We start from the raw sequence: 16,323 nt of genomic DNA on the forward strand, positions 1-16,323 counted from the left end.
CATCATCGAAGGTTGCTGGAACATCATCGTTCATTGGCACACGGCTGTTGCCTTCAGTAAATACAGGCTTACCTGTTTGGGTTTGACCTTGCTTACCTGTTGTTTCAACTGGTGTCGCTGTCGGTGTGACAGGAGTTACAGTTGGTGTATAAGTTGCAGAAGCTTTGGTTCCGTTCTTATCTTCACGAACAACCGTTACGGCAGGTGCTTTACCTGTGAATGATTTTTCAGGAACAAAGGTTACAGTTCCGTCTGCTGCTACTGTGTAAGTACCAACGCCATCAACTGTCTTGGTAGTTGAGCCATCGTCAAATGTTGCTGGAACATCATCGTTCATTGGCACGCGGCTGTCGCCTTCAGTAAATACAGGCTTACCAGTTTGTGTAGCACCTTGGATATCAGTTGTTTCAGCTGGTGTCGCAGTAGGTGTTACTGGAGTTACAGTTGGTGTGTACGTTGCAGAAGCTTTGGTTCCGTTCTTATCTTCGCGGACAACGGTCACGGCTGGTGCAGTTCCAACGAATGATTTTTCTGGTACAAAGGTTACAGTACCGTCTGCTGCTACTGTGTAAGTACCAACACCGTCTACATTCTTAGTCGTTGAGCCATCGTCAAATGTCGCTGGAACATCTTCATTGATAGCTACTGTTTTCTCAACGCCATCAACTGTTACAGTTCCACCCTTGAATTCAGGTTTACCTGTTTGAGTTGCACCTTGAATATCTTTTGTTTCAGCTGATGTTGCTTCAGGTGTTACTGGCAATACTGTTGGTGTGTAGGTTGCAGAAGCTTTGGTTCCGTTCTTATCTTCACGAACAACCGTCACTGCTGGTGCAGTTCCGACAAATGATTTTTCTGGTACAAATGTAACAGTACCGTCTGCTGCTACTGTGTAAGTACCAACACCTTCAACGGTCTTAGTTGTTGAACCGTCGTCAAATGTTGCTGGAACATCTTCATTGATTTCAACAGTCTTCTCAACGCCATCAACCGTTACGGTTCCACCCTTGAATTCAGGTTTACCTGTTTGAGTGGCACCTTGAACATCTTTTGTTTCAGCTGATGTTGCTGTTGGGGTTACTGGAACGATTTCTGGTGTGTAAGTTGTATCCACCTTGATACCGTTTGAGCTTTCAGCTTGAACCTTGGCTGGTGTGACTGCACCAGTGTATGATTTATCAGTCGGTGTGAAAGTTACTTGACCATTTGCTGGGTCGATTGTGAAGTTACCGATCACGGTTGTACCGTCTGCCGCATAAGCTGGTGTCGTTGAAACTTCGTTACCATCTTTATCTAGCAATGTGTAGCTATTGTCTTTTATGGTAATAGCTTTGTCTTCACCATTTACTTGAACAGTAGTTCCTGCAAAGGTTGGTGTACCGGTTTGAGTCGCACCTTGGATATCTTTTGAAGTTGCAGGGTTTGCAGTTGGAACTGCTGGCACAACAGTTGGTGTGTAGGTCGCATCTGAAGTAATGGTTGCAGTCTTACCATTAGCATTTGTAATAGTAGCAGTTGCCTGAACAGTTACTCCTTTTGCAGTACCAACAAAGTCTTTTTCAGGTGTGAAGGTCACCGCTCCTGTAGTAGGATCGATTGTATAGCTACCTTCTCCTGCTACTGTTACAGTTGTTTCATCAGTCGGTTGACCAGTTGCGGGATCCACCAATTTCTTACTAGTGATTTCAGCAGTCTTATCATTACTCAAATCAAAGGTTGGTGTTTGTGTTTGAGGAACATTTTGAACATCCTCAGAAACCTTGTCTGTAGGAGTCACTGTGATTGGTGTGACAGTTGGAGTGTACTTAGCTGTAGCTGTCTTAACGTACTCCTCTTGAACCTTACCATTTTTATTGCGTCCAACTGGCGCTGACAATGTAACATCCACACCTTTGGCTGTACCAGTAAAGCTTGGTTCTGGAGTGAAGGTTACTTCACCTGTTGTAGGATTAATTGTGTATGTTCCTTCCCCTTCAACTGTTACAGATGGCTCATCAGTCGTGCGACCTGTAGCTGGGTCTACCAACTTAGCTGGGTATTCTGCACTTGGAGTGATCGAAATCTTATCACCATTTAAGTTAGTAGCAGTTGTATTAAAGGTAGGTGTTTCTTTTTGAGTTGCCCCTTGAACATCAGTCGAAGTTTTGTCAACCCCTTCAATTTCAATTGGAGTGACTGTTGGAACGTATTGACCATCCATAGTATTCAACTGACCATTAATGTTTGGTTCTTGGTCTGGGAATTTGGTTGACCAACCAGTATCGTAACCGTTGTTATCTGAACGACGGATAGAAATACCATCAGCTGTTCCAAGGAAGTTATCTTCAGGGATAAATTCAACGTCTACATCTTTACCGTTGGCAGTAATCTTGTATTTCCCTTGACCTGGTACGACATAGTAACCATCTGCATCAAGAGTTGCGCGGTTGCCATCTTTATCAACGATGTATGGTTCTACTGTCTCGTCGATGACTGCATGAGAGTTAGGTTCATACTTGTGCTCTCCACGTGCTGTAAAGGTTACAGTTGCTGTTTGTTTAGTAGCTTGAGGACCAGAAGTTTCCTTGAATTCCCCTTTTGGTGGGTGGGTGATTTGAGTCTTGAAGTCTTCTACTTCCCCTGAGAAGGCCATACCAGTTGGGCTTTCAATCTCAGTAGCTTTCTTAGCAATACGGACACGAGCACCAAGCTCGTTGACGCTAGGATCGATGTAAGTCTTGCTGTTTGCAAAGGTCAACTCAACAGTGCCATCTTGTGTGATTGTAGCGAGATTTGAGCGTTCATCCTCATCGAATTTACCATTTTGGTTAAAGTCTACCCAACCATAGATATGTGCTTCTGAAGCTCCATCCAAATGGGCTTGAACTGACATCTTGTAGTTTCCTGGGCGTGTACGATCCATCTTGATCATCTCATTGGTTGTCCCTTTGAGTTCATCCGGAAGCAATTGGTTAATTCCTTCATCGGCCGTAGTTGCCTTATCATCACCGAACCAGTCCAGAGTTGTGTTCTCATCCATATCTGGACTCACGTTACCAAGATACGGTTGATTTACTTTAGCTCCAGTTACACCGTCTACAGTTGCAATGGTATGAACTGCCTTACCATATGACTCAGGAGCATCCCCTTCATCAAGTGGGAAGAATCCTAGCATAGCAGACTGTTTACCAGCTGAAGCGATATAAAGTCCCACTTCAGATGCTCCACGCGTCATTACGAGTGGAACTGCTCTATTTCCTTCAGAAATGTTTGGTCCAAAGATACCGGTTCCTAGACCACCCGTAACTTTGTCAGGATTTCCGAAATATTTCCAAGCTACTGGTTTCTTATCTGGTCCAGCTTGAGTAGAATTATCACGGAGTTGTCTTAGGTTAATGTTATTATATTTAGGTTTAGAACCAAAAAGGTTATCAGTATCTTGTGGTTCATAAGGAACAGAGGTGGCTGGTCTAGTAGTTTTCTTCCATTCTCCAAGGTGCTGCCAACCTTGTCCGTTGGTAGTGAACATAACAAATTCACCAGGGTTAGCAGACTCACCATCAGCCATAACAATAGCTGGCTTAACTTTCTTGCCACGGAAGGTTGCAGAGATTTCGAACTGAACTCCAATATTCCCACCATTATATGCAGAACCCATGGTAGTCTTTTTGGCTTTCGTATCAACGTTTTCATGTTTAACTTCAGTCCAACGGTTTTGGGCATCAGCGATAACGTCGGCTTCTTTACCATCAGTAAAATATTGCTTAGCAATTGGTGAAGTAACACCCTTTACATATCCATTTTTTGCATTTGGATCATAGGTCGCTTTTTCAGCTTCTGTAGCCCCTTGTTCTTCCAGCCGTTTTTTATAGATTTCAGTCGCTTGGAATGGTTTCAAAGACTTAACTTTTACAGTGACTACATAACCAGGCATGATTTCCTTGGTATAAGTAGCCCCAACTTGAAGTGCTAAGGCCTCTTCTAGCTCATTTGGCTTCAATTCATTTTTAGCGACCTGGATTGTTTTTGCTCCTGTCCAGTTAGCTAAATCTCCAAAGTCCAACCAAGAGATTTGGCTAGTCATAGATTTGGCATCAAGATCTGTTGTAAAGCCAGGTTTTTCAACTTTTGGAGTTGAAGTTGCATCTTCTACATCGTCCCCAATCAAGCTTGGATCATTGGCATCACCCAATGCACGACGATTACGGCGTTTAGGACCAGAAGTTTCTGCTGTCACAGCAGGAGTTTCAGTAGCTGGTGCTTCGGCACCTGCAGCCACTTCTTCTTTCTTATCTGTTGCAGCTGCTTCTGTTGCCTTGTTTTCTGGCGTAGTTACTTCTAGGCTTGGTGCAGTTGATGTTGCTGCTGCAGTCGAGGCTACAGACGCTGCTGTGCTTGTGCTACTTGCTTCACTAGTTGAAGCAGGTGCTGTTGATGTTGCTGCAGCAGTTGAAGTCTCTGGTGCAGTGATTGCTGCGTTTGCATCATAAGTAGATGTCGTTGCAGCTGTTGATGTTGCTGAAGTTGCTGTAGCCGTTGATGTAGCTGGCTCTTCTGACGCTGTTGCAACTGCTGCTACACTTTCACTTGTTGTATCTGTATTTTCTTCTGCAGTTGCACTTGCTGCTGTACCAACCATGACAAGTGTTCCCAAAAGTACTGAGCAAACACCCACATTCAGTTTACGAATTGAGAATCTGCTAATACGATCATTAAATAAGTCTTTCCCCATCTAATGGACCTCCATTTTTATCTATAAATTAACATTCTTTTTAAAATTGTTTAGTTTTTTCCAAACCTTATCTATTTTAACAAAACCCGAACGATTTTCAAAACATTTTGACTCAAAAATGAGTATAAATTTTTAGCTTTGTTCGTTTTAAATTTAAAACCATTTTCCTATTAAATAAAAGGATTGAAAAACCTTGATTTTATCACTAAATCGCAAGATCGAACTTCAATTGTGGCTTCACTGGATCGTAATCGACCAGTTCAAAATCTTCTGGTTTGATGTCAAAGAAATTGGTTCCATCTGGCACATTCAAGACCAGGTGTGGCTGACAATCTGAAGGCTCGCGACGGAGTAACTCTTCAACCTGTTCAAATTGATTATCATAAATATGAAGGTTATTAATGAAGTAAAAGAACTTTCCAACCTTCCAGCCAAAGTGCTTGGCAATCATCATCTGAAGAGCTACATATTGCATGGCATTGATATGGTGGGCTACCAACATATCATTTGAACGCTGAGTCAGGGTCGCATCTAGATAAATCTCTCCATCAACCCGCCTCACGTCAAACATGGTTTGAAATGCACATGGCAGAAGACCTTCTGTCTCTTCAAAGGCATCATAATCCCAGAGCGAGATAATGTTGCGGCGATTCCAAGGATTGGCTTCTAATTGTTTGAGGATTTTATTGGTAATGTCATGCTTTTTGACCACAGCACCATAGCGTTGACCAATAGTACGACTATCCCCTACTTCCCAGTCATTCCAGTAGTGGACATTGTATTTATCTTCTAACAGGTCTAAGCTATTCGACTGATCCTGGTAGATCCAGAGCATCTCTTTGATGGCTGATTTAATCGCGATGGGACGAAGGGTCGTGATAGGAAACTCGCCTTTTGAGAGATCAAACTCCATAAAGGCTCCCGTGATGTACTTGGAGTTGGCCGTTCTACCATCCTTGTATTTAGGTCGGGCCTGTTCAGACCAAACACCTTCTTCCATGATTTTCCGAATATACTCTTTAAAAATGGTATCTGCTTTTGTCATATCTCCTCCTTTAATCTACTATTGCTTTCATTATATCACAGGATAAAGAAAAAAGGAGAGGCAAATCTCCTTTTAATCTTATTGTAATACTAGAGATGCGGCACCAATGACACCAGCATCATTTCCCAATGTAGCAAGCGCCAATTGAGTTGATTCACGCACTTGTGGGAATGAGTTTTCTTCAAAGACCTTGCGCACGCCATCCAAGAGGAAGTCTCCAGCAGCAGATACCCCACCACCGATAACGATCTTAGACGGGTTCAAGGTTGAACCGATATTGGCTGCAGCAAGTCCAAGGTAACGTGAGAAGTTCTTATAAACGATCAAAGCAAGAGCGTCACCCTCTTTTGCTAGATCAAAGACCGTTTTAGCTGTCACTTCTTCACCATTATCGATCAAGACTTTCAATTGAGAGTCCCCTTCGTACTCATCTGCATAACGACGAGTCAAGTTGACGATCCCTGTTGCTGATGCAACCGTTTCAAGACAGCCTTTTTTACCACAGGTACATTGGATTGGATCATCAAAGTCAACCGTGATGTGACCAAGTTCCCCAGCAGCTCCACGCACACCGTGCAAGAGACGACCTTCAGCGACGATACCACCGCCAACACCTGTACCAAGTGTCATGAAGACAACATCTGGTTGGTTTTCACCAGCCCCTTTCCAACGTTCACCCAAAGCAGCAACGTTGGCATCGTTATCAATGAAGAATGGAATATGAAGGGCACTTTCGATCTTCTCTTTAACTGGTTGGAGGGTCTTCCAGTTCAAGTTGTAGGCCCCGATTACTGTACCTTTTTCACGGTCAACAACACCAGGCGATCCCATTCCGATTCCTTGGAATTCAGAAGCATCAAGCCCAAGCATTTCCAAACGATGAGCGATCGATTCGATCATATCCTCTACAATATGACTTCCTTCATCCAAAATATTTGTTTTAATCGACCATTTTTCTTGAACTTCACCATCTAAAGTGAGGATAGCAAACTTGATGGAAGTTCCTCCAAGGTCAATACCGATAATTTTTTTAGACATCTGTAACTCCTTTCAAACTTGTAAACACTTACAGTTCTATTATATCAGACTTTCAGTTAAATGCAAAGGTTTGCACGTAACTTTTCTTAACTTTTTAACAAGAGGCTAAAGGATTGAAGTCCTAGAAGCAGGAAAATCAAACCAATAATATTCAGGAGAATGACACTGATTGATAATGGACTGACAATTAAGAACAAGCCGATAAAGAGCTGTACCAAGGCAAAGAAATATAGCGCTTGGAAAGCTCTTCAATCTTCTTGGAATAGAAGTTAGCTTTTCGGAAATTTAAAACGGAGCGATAGATCAGCCAAATCCCTAAGGTAACTGGGAAGACAATCGGTAAGGTCTTGTAGCCATATAGTAGCAAGTAAACCGCGAACACCAAGGCAACCATACTGTGAAAGAGCTGTTGCTGCTTGATAATACCTGACTGACGCAAGCGGTAATAGCGTGAAAAACGTGAAAAAGAGATTAAAAAGAAGCCACAGGAGATCAACCAGCTAAAAGAGCCGATGTGCTCAATGGGATTGATAAACAAGACAATACCGATAATGGTAAAAATAGTGGCTGAAATCCCAAGGGATATCCGGTTCAATTGATTCATAGGGCCTCCTTATTCATCTAATTCACTTAGGTAATCATAACGATCATACTTTTCAAGTAGACGCTCGTTTTCCTGATCTAGTTCTTTTTGAAGGGCTGACAACTTGCCAAAGTCAGAGCCGTTTTCATTCATCTCCACTTCAATCTCTGCAATTCGATTTTCAATCGCTTCAATATCTGCCTCAATACTTGCCCACTCTTGCTTCTCCATGTAGCTCATGCGCTTCTTCTCTTCTTTTGGCTTGACAGGCTTCTCTTTTTCAATCTTTTGACTAGCTGTTACCTGGGCTGCTTCAAAGGCTTTTTCATCTAAATAATCCGTATAATTGCCAAAGAACTCACGAATGCCCCCATTTTCAAAAGCCAGGATCTTGCTCGCGACCTTGTCTAGGAAATAGCGATCATGGCTAACGGTAATGACTGGCCCTCCAAAGTTTTGAAGAAAGTTTTCCAAAACCGTCAAGGTAGCGATATCCAAGTCATTGGTTGGCTCATCGAGGAGAAGCACATTGGGTTTTTCAATCAAGAGTTTTAAAAGAAAGAGGCGCTTCTTCTCACCACCGGAGAGTTTTTCGATCAAGGTTCCGTGCATGGAACGTGGGAAGAGAAATTGCTCCAAGAGATCTGCGATCGAAGTTGTTCCGACAGTCGTCTTCACTTCCTCGGCAACTTCCTGGAGAAAATTAATCACGCGCTTACTCTCATCCAACCCATCAATCTGTTGTGAGAAATAAGCCACGCGCACGGTTTCCCCGATGATGACTTGCCCAGACTGAGGCTGGAGTCGCTCGGCGATCAGATTGAGTAAGGTGGACTTGCCGACGCCATTATCCCCAACGATCCCAATGCGATCCTTGTTTTGCACCAAGAGGTTAAAGTCCTGTAAAATCGGCTTGTTTTCAAAAGCAAAACTCACATCTTTAAACTCAATGACTTTCTTTCCGATCCGACTGGTCTCAAAGTTCATCTCCAAATCTGTCTGGTTGCTTTGACCAGACAAGTCTTGCTTGAGATCATGGAATCGATTAATCCGCGCCTGTTGCTTGGTCGCACGCGCCTGGGGTTGACGCCGCATCCAGGTCAACTCCTGCTTATAGAGTTGCTGCTTCTTATGAAGAAGGGCTGCATCACGCTCGTCTTGCTCAGCCTTTAAGCGGACATAATCCTGGTAGTTACCCTGAAACTCGATCAAGTTTGCCCGATCCAGCTCAAAGATCCGCGTCGAGATATTATCCAAGAAATAGCGATCGTGGGTAATAAAAAGCACGGTTTTCTTAGAGTTCTTCAAGAAATTGGTCAACCATTCGATGGTATCAATGTCTAGGTGGTTGGTCGGCTCATCTAGTAAGAGCAGGTCGTGATGAGACAGCAAAACCTGTGCCAATTGCACCCGACGACGCAAGCCCCCAGATAGATCCCCAACTTTGGCATTCAGGTCTTCAATCCCAAGTTTGGAAAGGACTGTCTTGACCTGACTCTCGATTTCCCAAGCATTAAGCGAATCCATCTCCGCCATGACCTTTTCAAGACGGGCTTGGTTCTCTTCTCGGTAATTCGCCATCAAGTATTCATAATCGCGAATCAGCTGCATTTCGCGCAAATCACTAGATAGCACCGTATCCAAAACCGTTTTTTGATCATCAAAGTCAGGTTCCTGCGTCAAGTAACCAATCGTATAATCACTCTTGGCAGAAAAAGGACTCACATCTCCATCAAAGCCAGAGCGACCTGACAATACATCTAACAGAGTGGTCTTCCCAGTCCCATTGACCCCGATCAATCCGATCCGATCCAAGTCGTGAATGATAAAGGAAATCTCACGAAAGACGGTCTTATCTCCGACAGATTTGGTTAATTTATCGACAATAAAATCGCTCATTTTTCCTCCTCTTTTGCTTGCTGGATATAGGCGATGATGGCCTCTTTCTCATTAGCCAGTTCCCCATCGACAATAGCATATTCAATTTTTGTCAAAATCTCTCCTAAGGCTGGACCTGGTTGAAAACCATATTCTTTGATCAACATACCGCCATTGACCACAACCTCGTGTTTATCATGAATGGTCAAGCTATCATAAACGCGCTCAATGGCCAAATAATCCACACTCAAGGCATACGCTTCACGGAGCTCTTCAGCAACCAGTAACAAACGTTTCTCATACTTGTAGCAGGCACGCTTGTCTAGACTGCCTTTTTCTCGGAGCTTTAGAATCTCCACGATCTGCTCCACCGTCTTGGCGAATTCTCTAGAGGTCTTCCATTTCTTAAAGAATTTTGGAATATCTTGAATCTCTAGTGCTAAGACCAAAGCAGCCCAGGCTTGCTCAGAAGTTGAAAAGGTATATTCCAGCTCTATGTCAAACAAACGCTCAATCGCTTCTTTACGATCCTTCATCTCTGGCAGATAGTGATAAGCACCGCTTGCAAGCATGGCCTCCAAGCCCTGTCTCCAGTATGGTGAAAGCAAGAGTTTATCAAACTCGATGAAGGTGCGCTCTACTGAAATCTTCTCTAGTAAGGGCGCACACTCCTTCATGGCATCAAAGGTCGCCTCTTCTAATTCAAAACCGAGACTGGCCTGAAAACGAAAGCCTCGCATGATCCGGAGTGCATCTTCGTTAAACCGTTCATGAGGGAGCCCAACCGCCCGAAGGACCTTGTTTTCTAAATCTTCTAGTCCATGAAAGAGGTCAACAATTTCTCCTTTTTCATTTAAGGCAAAGGCATTGACCGTAAAATCACGACGCTTGAGGTCTTCTTCTAGCGAGCGTACAAAAGACACGGAGCTTGGACGGCGATAATCTACATAGACATCCTCCGTCCGGAAGGTCGTAATTTCATATTCTTGACCATTTTCAAGGACCAAGACGGTCCCATGTTCGATACCGACATCTACTGTGCGATCAAAAATCGCCTTGGTCTCTTCTGGGTAAGAGGAGGAAGCGATATCGACATCGTGAATTGGACGATCCAAGAGGGCATCTCGGACAGATCCCCCAACAAAATAGGCCTCAAAACCAGCTGCTTTAATCTTCTCTAATATTGGTAAAGCCTCCTGAAACTCAGAAGGCATCTTTTCTAATCTCATAGTAAGTGTTCCAAACCATAAACAAGCTCATGACGCTTGACAACTTCTTTAATCCCTAGATTTACTCCTGTCATGAAGGAAACACGATCATAGGAATCATGACGGAGAGTCAACCCTTCGCCTTGGCTACCAAAAATCACCTCTTGGTGAGCGACTAGGCCAGGCAATCGAACCGAATGGATGCGCATCCCTTCAAACTCTGCCCCTCTTGCCCCAGGCATCAACTCTTCTTCATCTGCTGCACCTTGCTGGATCTTCTCGCGCTTCTCAGAGATCAACTCAGCGGTCTTAATTGCTGTTCCACTCGGTGCATCTTTTTTCTTATCGTGGTGCAATTCAATGATTTCCACATTCGGGAAATACTTGGCTGCTTGCGCTGCAAATTGCATCAAGAGTACGGCTCCAATGGCAAAGTTCGGCGCGATCAAGCCACCCAAATCCTTTTCACGTGAAAGGTCTGTCAATTCTTGGATCTGCTCAGGAGTGAATCCAGTCGTTCCCACAACAGGCGCAAAGCCATTTTCAATTGCAAAGCGAGTATTCTCGTAAGCGACCTTGGGCATGGTAAAGTCCACCCAAACATCTGCCTCTAGACCCACAAGATCTTCTTTGCGGTTAAAGACAGGGACTCCTGCAACCTCTGTCTCATCAGTAAATGGATCGATCAAGCCGGCTAATTCTAGCTCAGGATCTTCTGAAACCATCTTGTAGGCTGCTTGTCCCATTCTTCCCTTGAAACCCGCGATAATGACTTTAATTGACATAGAATTCTCCTTAAACGATGGGGATATACCCGACTGCTAAGCTATGGTCACCTAAGTGCGTCCCAATCACCCCTCCAAAGGTAGCAAAAGGAATATCACCTTCCACTCCTTCTTCAATGAGCAGTTGGCGAAGTGCTTCTGCTTTTTCAGGGACATTGGCATGGATGACAAAGACTTGGTAATGACCATCTGCGATATCTGATACAACAATCTCTACCAAGCGTTTCATGGCTTTCTTTTCCGTCCGGACTTTCTCAAAGACCTCAATCACGCCTTCATCATTAAAATAAAGAATAGGCTTGATGCTTAAGAGGTTCCCAAGAATAGCAGCCCCATTTGACAGACGACCACCTTTAACCAAGTGGTTTAAATCATCCACCATGATATAGGCAGAGGTACCATCAATCTGGTGTTGGACATTGGCCACAATCTCATCGAAGGAACGGCCTTCACCAGACCATTTCAAGCAGTCTTCTGCCATCATTCCTAGAGGAGCACTGGTGATTTTTGAATCCGGAAATTCGACGGTCAAGCCTTCAAATTCGTCCTTCAAATATTGGATATTTTGGTAGAAACCAGAAATACCAGATGACAAGAAAAGACCGATAGCATGCGTATAGCCCTTAGCTGTCAAACCAGATAGGACTTCTTCTAACTCTGCTACACTCGGCTGGCTAGTCTTTGGCAATTCCTTAGACGCAGCCATCTTTTGGTAGAACTCATCGTGTGTCAGGTTCTTCCCTTCAACATAAGACTCCCCATCTATATAGATCGGGATCTCTAAAATAAATAAGTCGTCGTGATGGAGCACGTCTTGCGTTAAATAGGCAGACGAATCCGTGATCACTGCTAATTTCATTGATTAAAACTCCAAATTAATACCCGGTAAATCGAGGGCGATTTCTGTGACTTCGTAAGTCAAACGGTTGAGCATATTCAAGCAAGGGCGAGCCAATTCTTCCACTTCGTCTTTGCTGAATTCACTTGGTTCATTGACATAACGACCAAACAAGTGGTTGATTTGAGTGATAGTTCCACTGATCACAAAACCGTCAAAAACGATCATGTAGCTCAAGATGACAATCAAAGAAGTCGTGTTTTGTTCTTGATCACGATTGATCAATTGAAAGTTTACATCTACTTTTGTTTCAGGGATCCCATTTTCTTTTTCCCACTCAAAATTACGAGCGTCATAGTGGTATTGGCTGACAAATTCTTTTTCACGTTGAATATCCATTTTTATTCTCCTAAAAATATGCGATAGGCTTATTATATCATAATTCAGCTCAAGATACCAACGCCGAATGAGGCGATTTTTTCGCTAGTACAAGAAGAAAAGGTTGGGCATTCCCAACCTTTTAATCATATTTAGTTTTTAGGTTTGCGAAGCAATCCGAATAAGATACCACTTACGACTGCACCGATCAATACGAACAAGATGTATAGAAGTGGATTTGATGTAAGAGCGATAACGAAGATTCCTCCATGAGGAGCCATGAGTTTCAAGCCTGCAAGACCAACAAGGGCACCTGTCAATGCTGAACCAGCAATGAAGCTAGGGATGGCACGAGCTGGGTCAGCTGCACCGAATGGAATGGCACCTTCTGTGATGAAGGAAAGACCCATAACGATGTTTGTCAAACCTGAATCGCGTTCTTCTTGTGTGAATTTATCTTTAAACAATACAGTTGCTACGAATACTGCTAATGGAGGAACCATACCAGCTGCCATAACAGCTGCCATAACAATAGAACCACCTGAAGCAACAGATTCAGCAAGTGTACCTGTAGCGAAGACATAAGCGGCTTTGTTAACTGGTCCACCCATATCGACAGCCATCATACCGCCGACGAGAAGTCCAAGAAGGACAGCTGAGCTACCTGACAAGCTTGAAAGGAAGTTGTTAAGACCAGTATTGATAGCAGCCATTGGAATATTGATGAGGAACATCAAGAATCCTGTCAAACCAACACCAAGTAATGGCAAGAGAAGGATAGAGCGGATACCATCGAGTGAACGTGGAAGACCTGCAAGGGCTTTGCGAAGTAAGAGAACAACTCCACCTGCAAGGAAACCACCTACCAAAGCTCCAAGGAAACCTGATGATACGGCTGCTGGTAATTCACCTTTAGCAGCACCGTAGGCGATATTTCCAAATGCTGAACCTGAGCTAGCAATAGATCCAGCAATAAATCCTGCTACAAAACCAGGTTTTTCAGCGATTGAGAATCCAATGTAACCTGCAAGTACAGGAAGCATGAAGCCAAAGGCTACTCCACCAATTGTTTTAAATTGTGCTGCTAATACATGATAAGAACCAAGACTAGACAATTGATCTTGAGGCACACCAAGAACTTGGTCGATCAAGAAGGCAAGGGCGATCAAGATACCACCACCGATAACGAATGGGAGCATTTGAGAAACCCCACTCATCAGGTGTTTGTAGAAAGCTCCACCCAAGCTCAATTTTTCTTGGCTAGCGCTAGCTTGTGCTGCATTTTCAGCGTGGAAGACATCTGCTTTTCCATCCAAGATGGTTTGGATCAATTCTTCTGTCTGACGGATACCGGCTGCGACTGGTTTAGAGATCAATTTTTTGCCATCGAAACGAGCGGTTTCAACTGCTTTATCAGCTGCAATGATGACCCCTTCAGCTTTTGCGATTTCTTCAGCTGTCAAGCGGTTACCGACACCAGATGCCCCGTTGGTTTCAACGCGGACTGTAACACCCATTTCTTCCCCTTTTTTGATGAGGGCTTCTTCTGCCATGTAAGTGTGGGCGATACCTGTTGTACATGCTGTAACGGCAACGATGAGAGGTTTGTCAGATGAAGCTGCTTCTTTGACCGCTTCTGCTTTTTTCGCTTCTTCAGCTGCAGCTTCTTGCTCTTCTGCATCAAAGGCTGCGATCACTTGATCAGGAGTGCTTGCTTGGCGAAGTTTGTCTGCAAAACCTGGTTTCATCAAGTACTTAGACAATTCAGCAAGGGCTGCCAAGTGAGTGTCGTTGGCTCCTTCTGGAGCTGCGATCATGAAGAACAAGTCTGTTGGTTGGCCATCAAGTGATGCATAGTCCACACCCTTGTTTGATTTTGCAAACAAAACTGTTGCTTCTTTGACTGCTTCGTTTTTGCTGTGGGGCATGGCAATTCCGTCACCCAAACCAGTTGAAGTTTGTGCTTCACGGTTCATGATTCCAGCCTTGAAAGTGTCAAAATCTGTCACCACACCATTGTCAACGAGCGATTGGACCATCTCATTGATCACGCCCTCTTTATCTGTTGCCTGAAGGTCAAACAACATCACGTTTTTATTTAAAACGTCTTGAATTTTCATAGTTTTTCTACCTCTACTTTTTCATAAGTTTCTTTTATATAGTCAGCTGTCGCCAAATCATCTGAGAAGGTGGTTGCTGTTCCACAAGCCACGCCCCATTTGAAGGCTTCGATGACGTCTCCCGTCGTTGCGAGCTTCCCAGTGAAGCCAGCAACCATGGAATCTCCAGCCCCGACAGAGTTCTTCACTTGACCCTTGATTGGTTTTGCGAAGTAAGTTCCGCTTGGACTGACGAGGAGAGCACCATCACCCGCCATGGAAATAATGACATTTTGTGCACCCTTGGCCAAGATTTCTTTAGCATAACGTTCAATTTCTGGCAATTCCGTCAAGGTAACGCCAAAGATATCTCCCAATTCATGGTTGTTTGGTTTGACCAATTGGGGATTGAACTCCAAGGAATCAATCAAGGTTTGTCCTTCAAAGTCACAAACCACTTGCGCACCTGTCGCACGTGTTGCTGCGATCAATTGTTTGTAAATGGCATTTCCAAGTGAAGATGGGGCAGATCCTGCAAAGACTACCACATCATCTGCTGTTAAGCTCGATAAGATGTTGAGCAATTCTTGCAACTGAGCTTCCGTTACTTCTGGACCATTCCCATTGATTTCTGTTTCCTCATCAGCCTTGATCTTGACATTGATCCGTGTATCTTGGTCCACTGTCACAAAGTTGGTGGAAATGTCTTCGCTGGTCAGTACGTCTTCAATGAAGCGTCCGGTGAAACCACCGATAAATCCAGTCGCTGTGTTCTCGATATCGAGACGCTTCAAAACACGACTGACATTGATCCCTTTACCACCGGCGAATTTATCTTCCGAAGCCATCCGATTGACCGCTCCGGTCTCTACATGATCGAGACGGACAATATAGTCAATTGCTGGATTCAGTGTAACTGTATAAATCAAACCTCTATAACCTCCGTTTTTTCTTTTAAAACCTTTAATCGTTGCGGTTCACTTTGATTGGTGATAATCATGGCTCGCTTAATAGGAGCCACTTTGACAAAGGATGTCACCCCAATTTTCGAATCATCCGCTAGGATGTAGGTTTTTTTCGCATTTTCGATAATCGCACGCTTGACAGATCCTTCTTCCAGGTCTGGAGTGCTGTAAAATTCATCATCGATTCCATTCATTCCAAGAAAGGCCTTGTCAAAATTCAACTGACCGATCTGATTGAGGGCGATCCCTCCGATACTAGCATCTGTAGAAGATTTTACCTTCCCACCGATGATGACCGTTGGAACATTTCGCTCGACCAACTTGGTCGCATGGTGAATCGAGTTGGTCACCACGGTTACTGTTGGATTGACAATTTCTTGTACTAAAAGTTCATTGGTCGTCCCGGCATCGATAAAGATCACATCATGATCTTTGATCAATTCCGCCGCTTTTACAGCGATCTTTGACTTAACTTGAATGTTTTTGATAGATTTTTCTTTATTGCTTTCTTCCTCTTGAAGAAAATGCAGGCTTTCCGCACCGCCGTGAACCCGGCGAAGTTTACTTTCAGCTTCTAATTCATCCAAGTCACGTCTAACCGTTGATTCAGACGTCCCTAGCTCTTGTACAAGGGTTTCTAAGGAAACAAATTTTTCCTTCAGTACCTTCTCGAGGATGAATTGTTTTCGTTCAGACTTAAGCATTTCTCCTCCTTTTGCAATCGATTACAAGGACTATTATACTCCATCTCCAAAAAATGTCAACACTTTTTATCAATTTCTATCATTTTCTTTC

Annotated in this window: 12 protein-coding genes; all 12 read right to left on the reverse strand. The window is 43.7% G+C overall.

The window, feature by feature from the left end; translation table 11 throughout:
* Positions 1-4,711 (reverse strand): CshA/CshB family fibrillar adhesin-related protein (locus tag HMPREF2893_RS07530; RefSeq protein WP_186822247.1); only part of this gene is annotated, 4,711 nt, incomplete at its 3' end.
* 205 nt (positions 4,712-4,916) lie between these two features.
* Positions 4,917-5,756, reverse strand: coding sequence for a thymidylate synthase (locus HMPREF2893_RS07535; RefSeq protein ID WP_023918207.1), 840 nt, complete (start codon positions 5,754-5,756; stop codon positions 4,917-4,919).
* 78 nt (positions 5,757-5,834) lie between these two features.
* Complete coding sequence (locus HMPREF2893_RS07540) at positions 5,835-6,794, reverse strand: ROK family glucokinase (RefSeq protein WP_070665367.1); 960 nt, start codon at positions 6,792-6,794, stop codon at positions 5,835-5,837.
* A 187-nt stretch (positions 6,795-6,981) separates the two neighbouring features.
* A complete protein-coding gene (locus HMPREF2893_RS07545; protein WP_261674181.1) occupies positions 6,982-7,398 on the reverse strand; it encodes a hypothetical protein in 417 nt (138 codons plus the stop codon).
* 9 nt (positions 7,399-7,407) lie between these two features.
* The gene (locus tag HMPREF2893_RS07550) at positions 7,408-9,276 is read right to left on the reverse strand and encodes an ABC-F family ATP-binding cassette domain-containing protein (protein ID WP_070675453.1); all 1,869 of its coding nucleotides are present in this window, start codon (positions 9,274-9,276) and stop codon (positions 7,408-7,410) included.
* Positions 9,273-10,484, reverse strand: a complete 1,212-nt coding sequence (locus tag HMPREF2893_RS07555) for a CCA tRNA nucleotidyltransferase (protein ID WP_070675456.1) — start codon at positions 10,482-10,484, stop codon at positions 9,273-9,275. The genes HMPREF2893_RS07550 and HMPREF2893_RS07555 overlap by 4 nt, the downstream gene beginning before the upstream one ends.
* A complete protein-coding gene (gene dapB, locus HMPREF2893_RS07560) occupies positions 10,481-11,248 on the reverse strand; it encodes a 4-hydroxy-tetrahydrodipicolinate reductase (protein ID WP_070466007.1) in 768 nt (255 codons plus the stop codon). The genes HMPREF2893_RS07555 and dapB overlap by 4 nt, the downstream gene beginning before the upstream one ends.
* Positions 11,249-11,258: 10 nt before the next feature.
* Entirely contained in the window at positions 11,259-12,107 is an 849-nt protein-coding gene (locus HMPREF2893_RS07565; RefSeq protein ID WP_070675459.1) for a DegV family protein, read from the reverse strand.
* Between the two features lie 3 nt (positions 12,108-12,110).
* Entirely contained in the window at positions 12,111-12,485 is a 375-nt protein-coding gene (locus tag HMPREF2893_RS07570; RefSeq protein ID WP_003001888.1) for a DUF1149 family protein, read from the reverse strand.
* A gap of 131 nt (positions 12,486-12,616) precedes the next feature.
* Entirely contained in the window at positions 12,617-14,584 is a 1,968-nt protein-coding gene (locus tag HMPREF2893_RS07575; RefSeq protein WP_070675462.1) for a PTS fructose transporter subunit IIABC, read from the reverse strand.
* Positions 14,581-15,492, reverse strand: a complete 912-nt coding sequence (pfkB, locus tag HMPREF2893_RS07580) for a 1-phosphofructokinase (RefSeq protein WP_031573073.1) — start codon at positions 15,490-15,492, stop codon at positions 14,581-14,583. The genes HMPREF2893_RS07575 and pfkB overlap by 4 nt, the downstream gene beginning before the upstream one ends.
* On the reverse strand, positions 15,489-16,232 hold the full coding sequence (locus HMPREF2893_RS07585; RefSeq protein ID WP_031573070.1) for a DeoR/GlpR family DNA-binding transcription regulator: 744 nt from the start codon (positions 16,230-16,232) through the stop codon (positions 15,489-15,491). Before HMPREF2893_RS07585 ends, pfkB begins: the two co-directional genes overlap by 4 nt.
* Between the last annotated feature and the right edge of the window lie 91 nt (positions 16,233-16,323).

The sequence above is a fragment of the Streptococcus sp. HMSC072C09 genome (assembly GCF_001813105.1).
In the GTDB taxonomy this organism is placed as follows: Bacteria; Bacillota; Bacilli; order Lactobacillales; family Streptococcaceae; genus Streptococcus.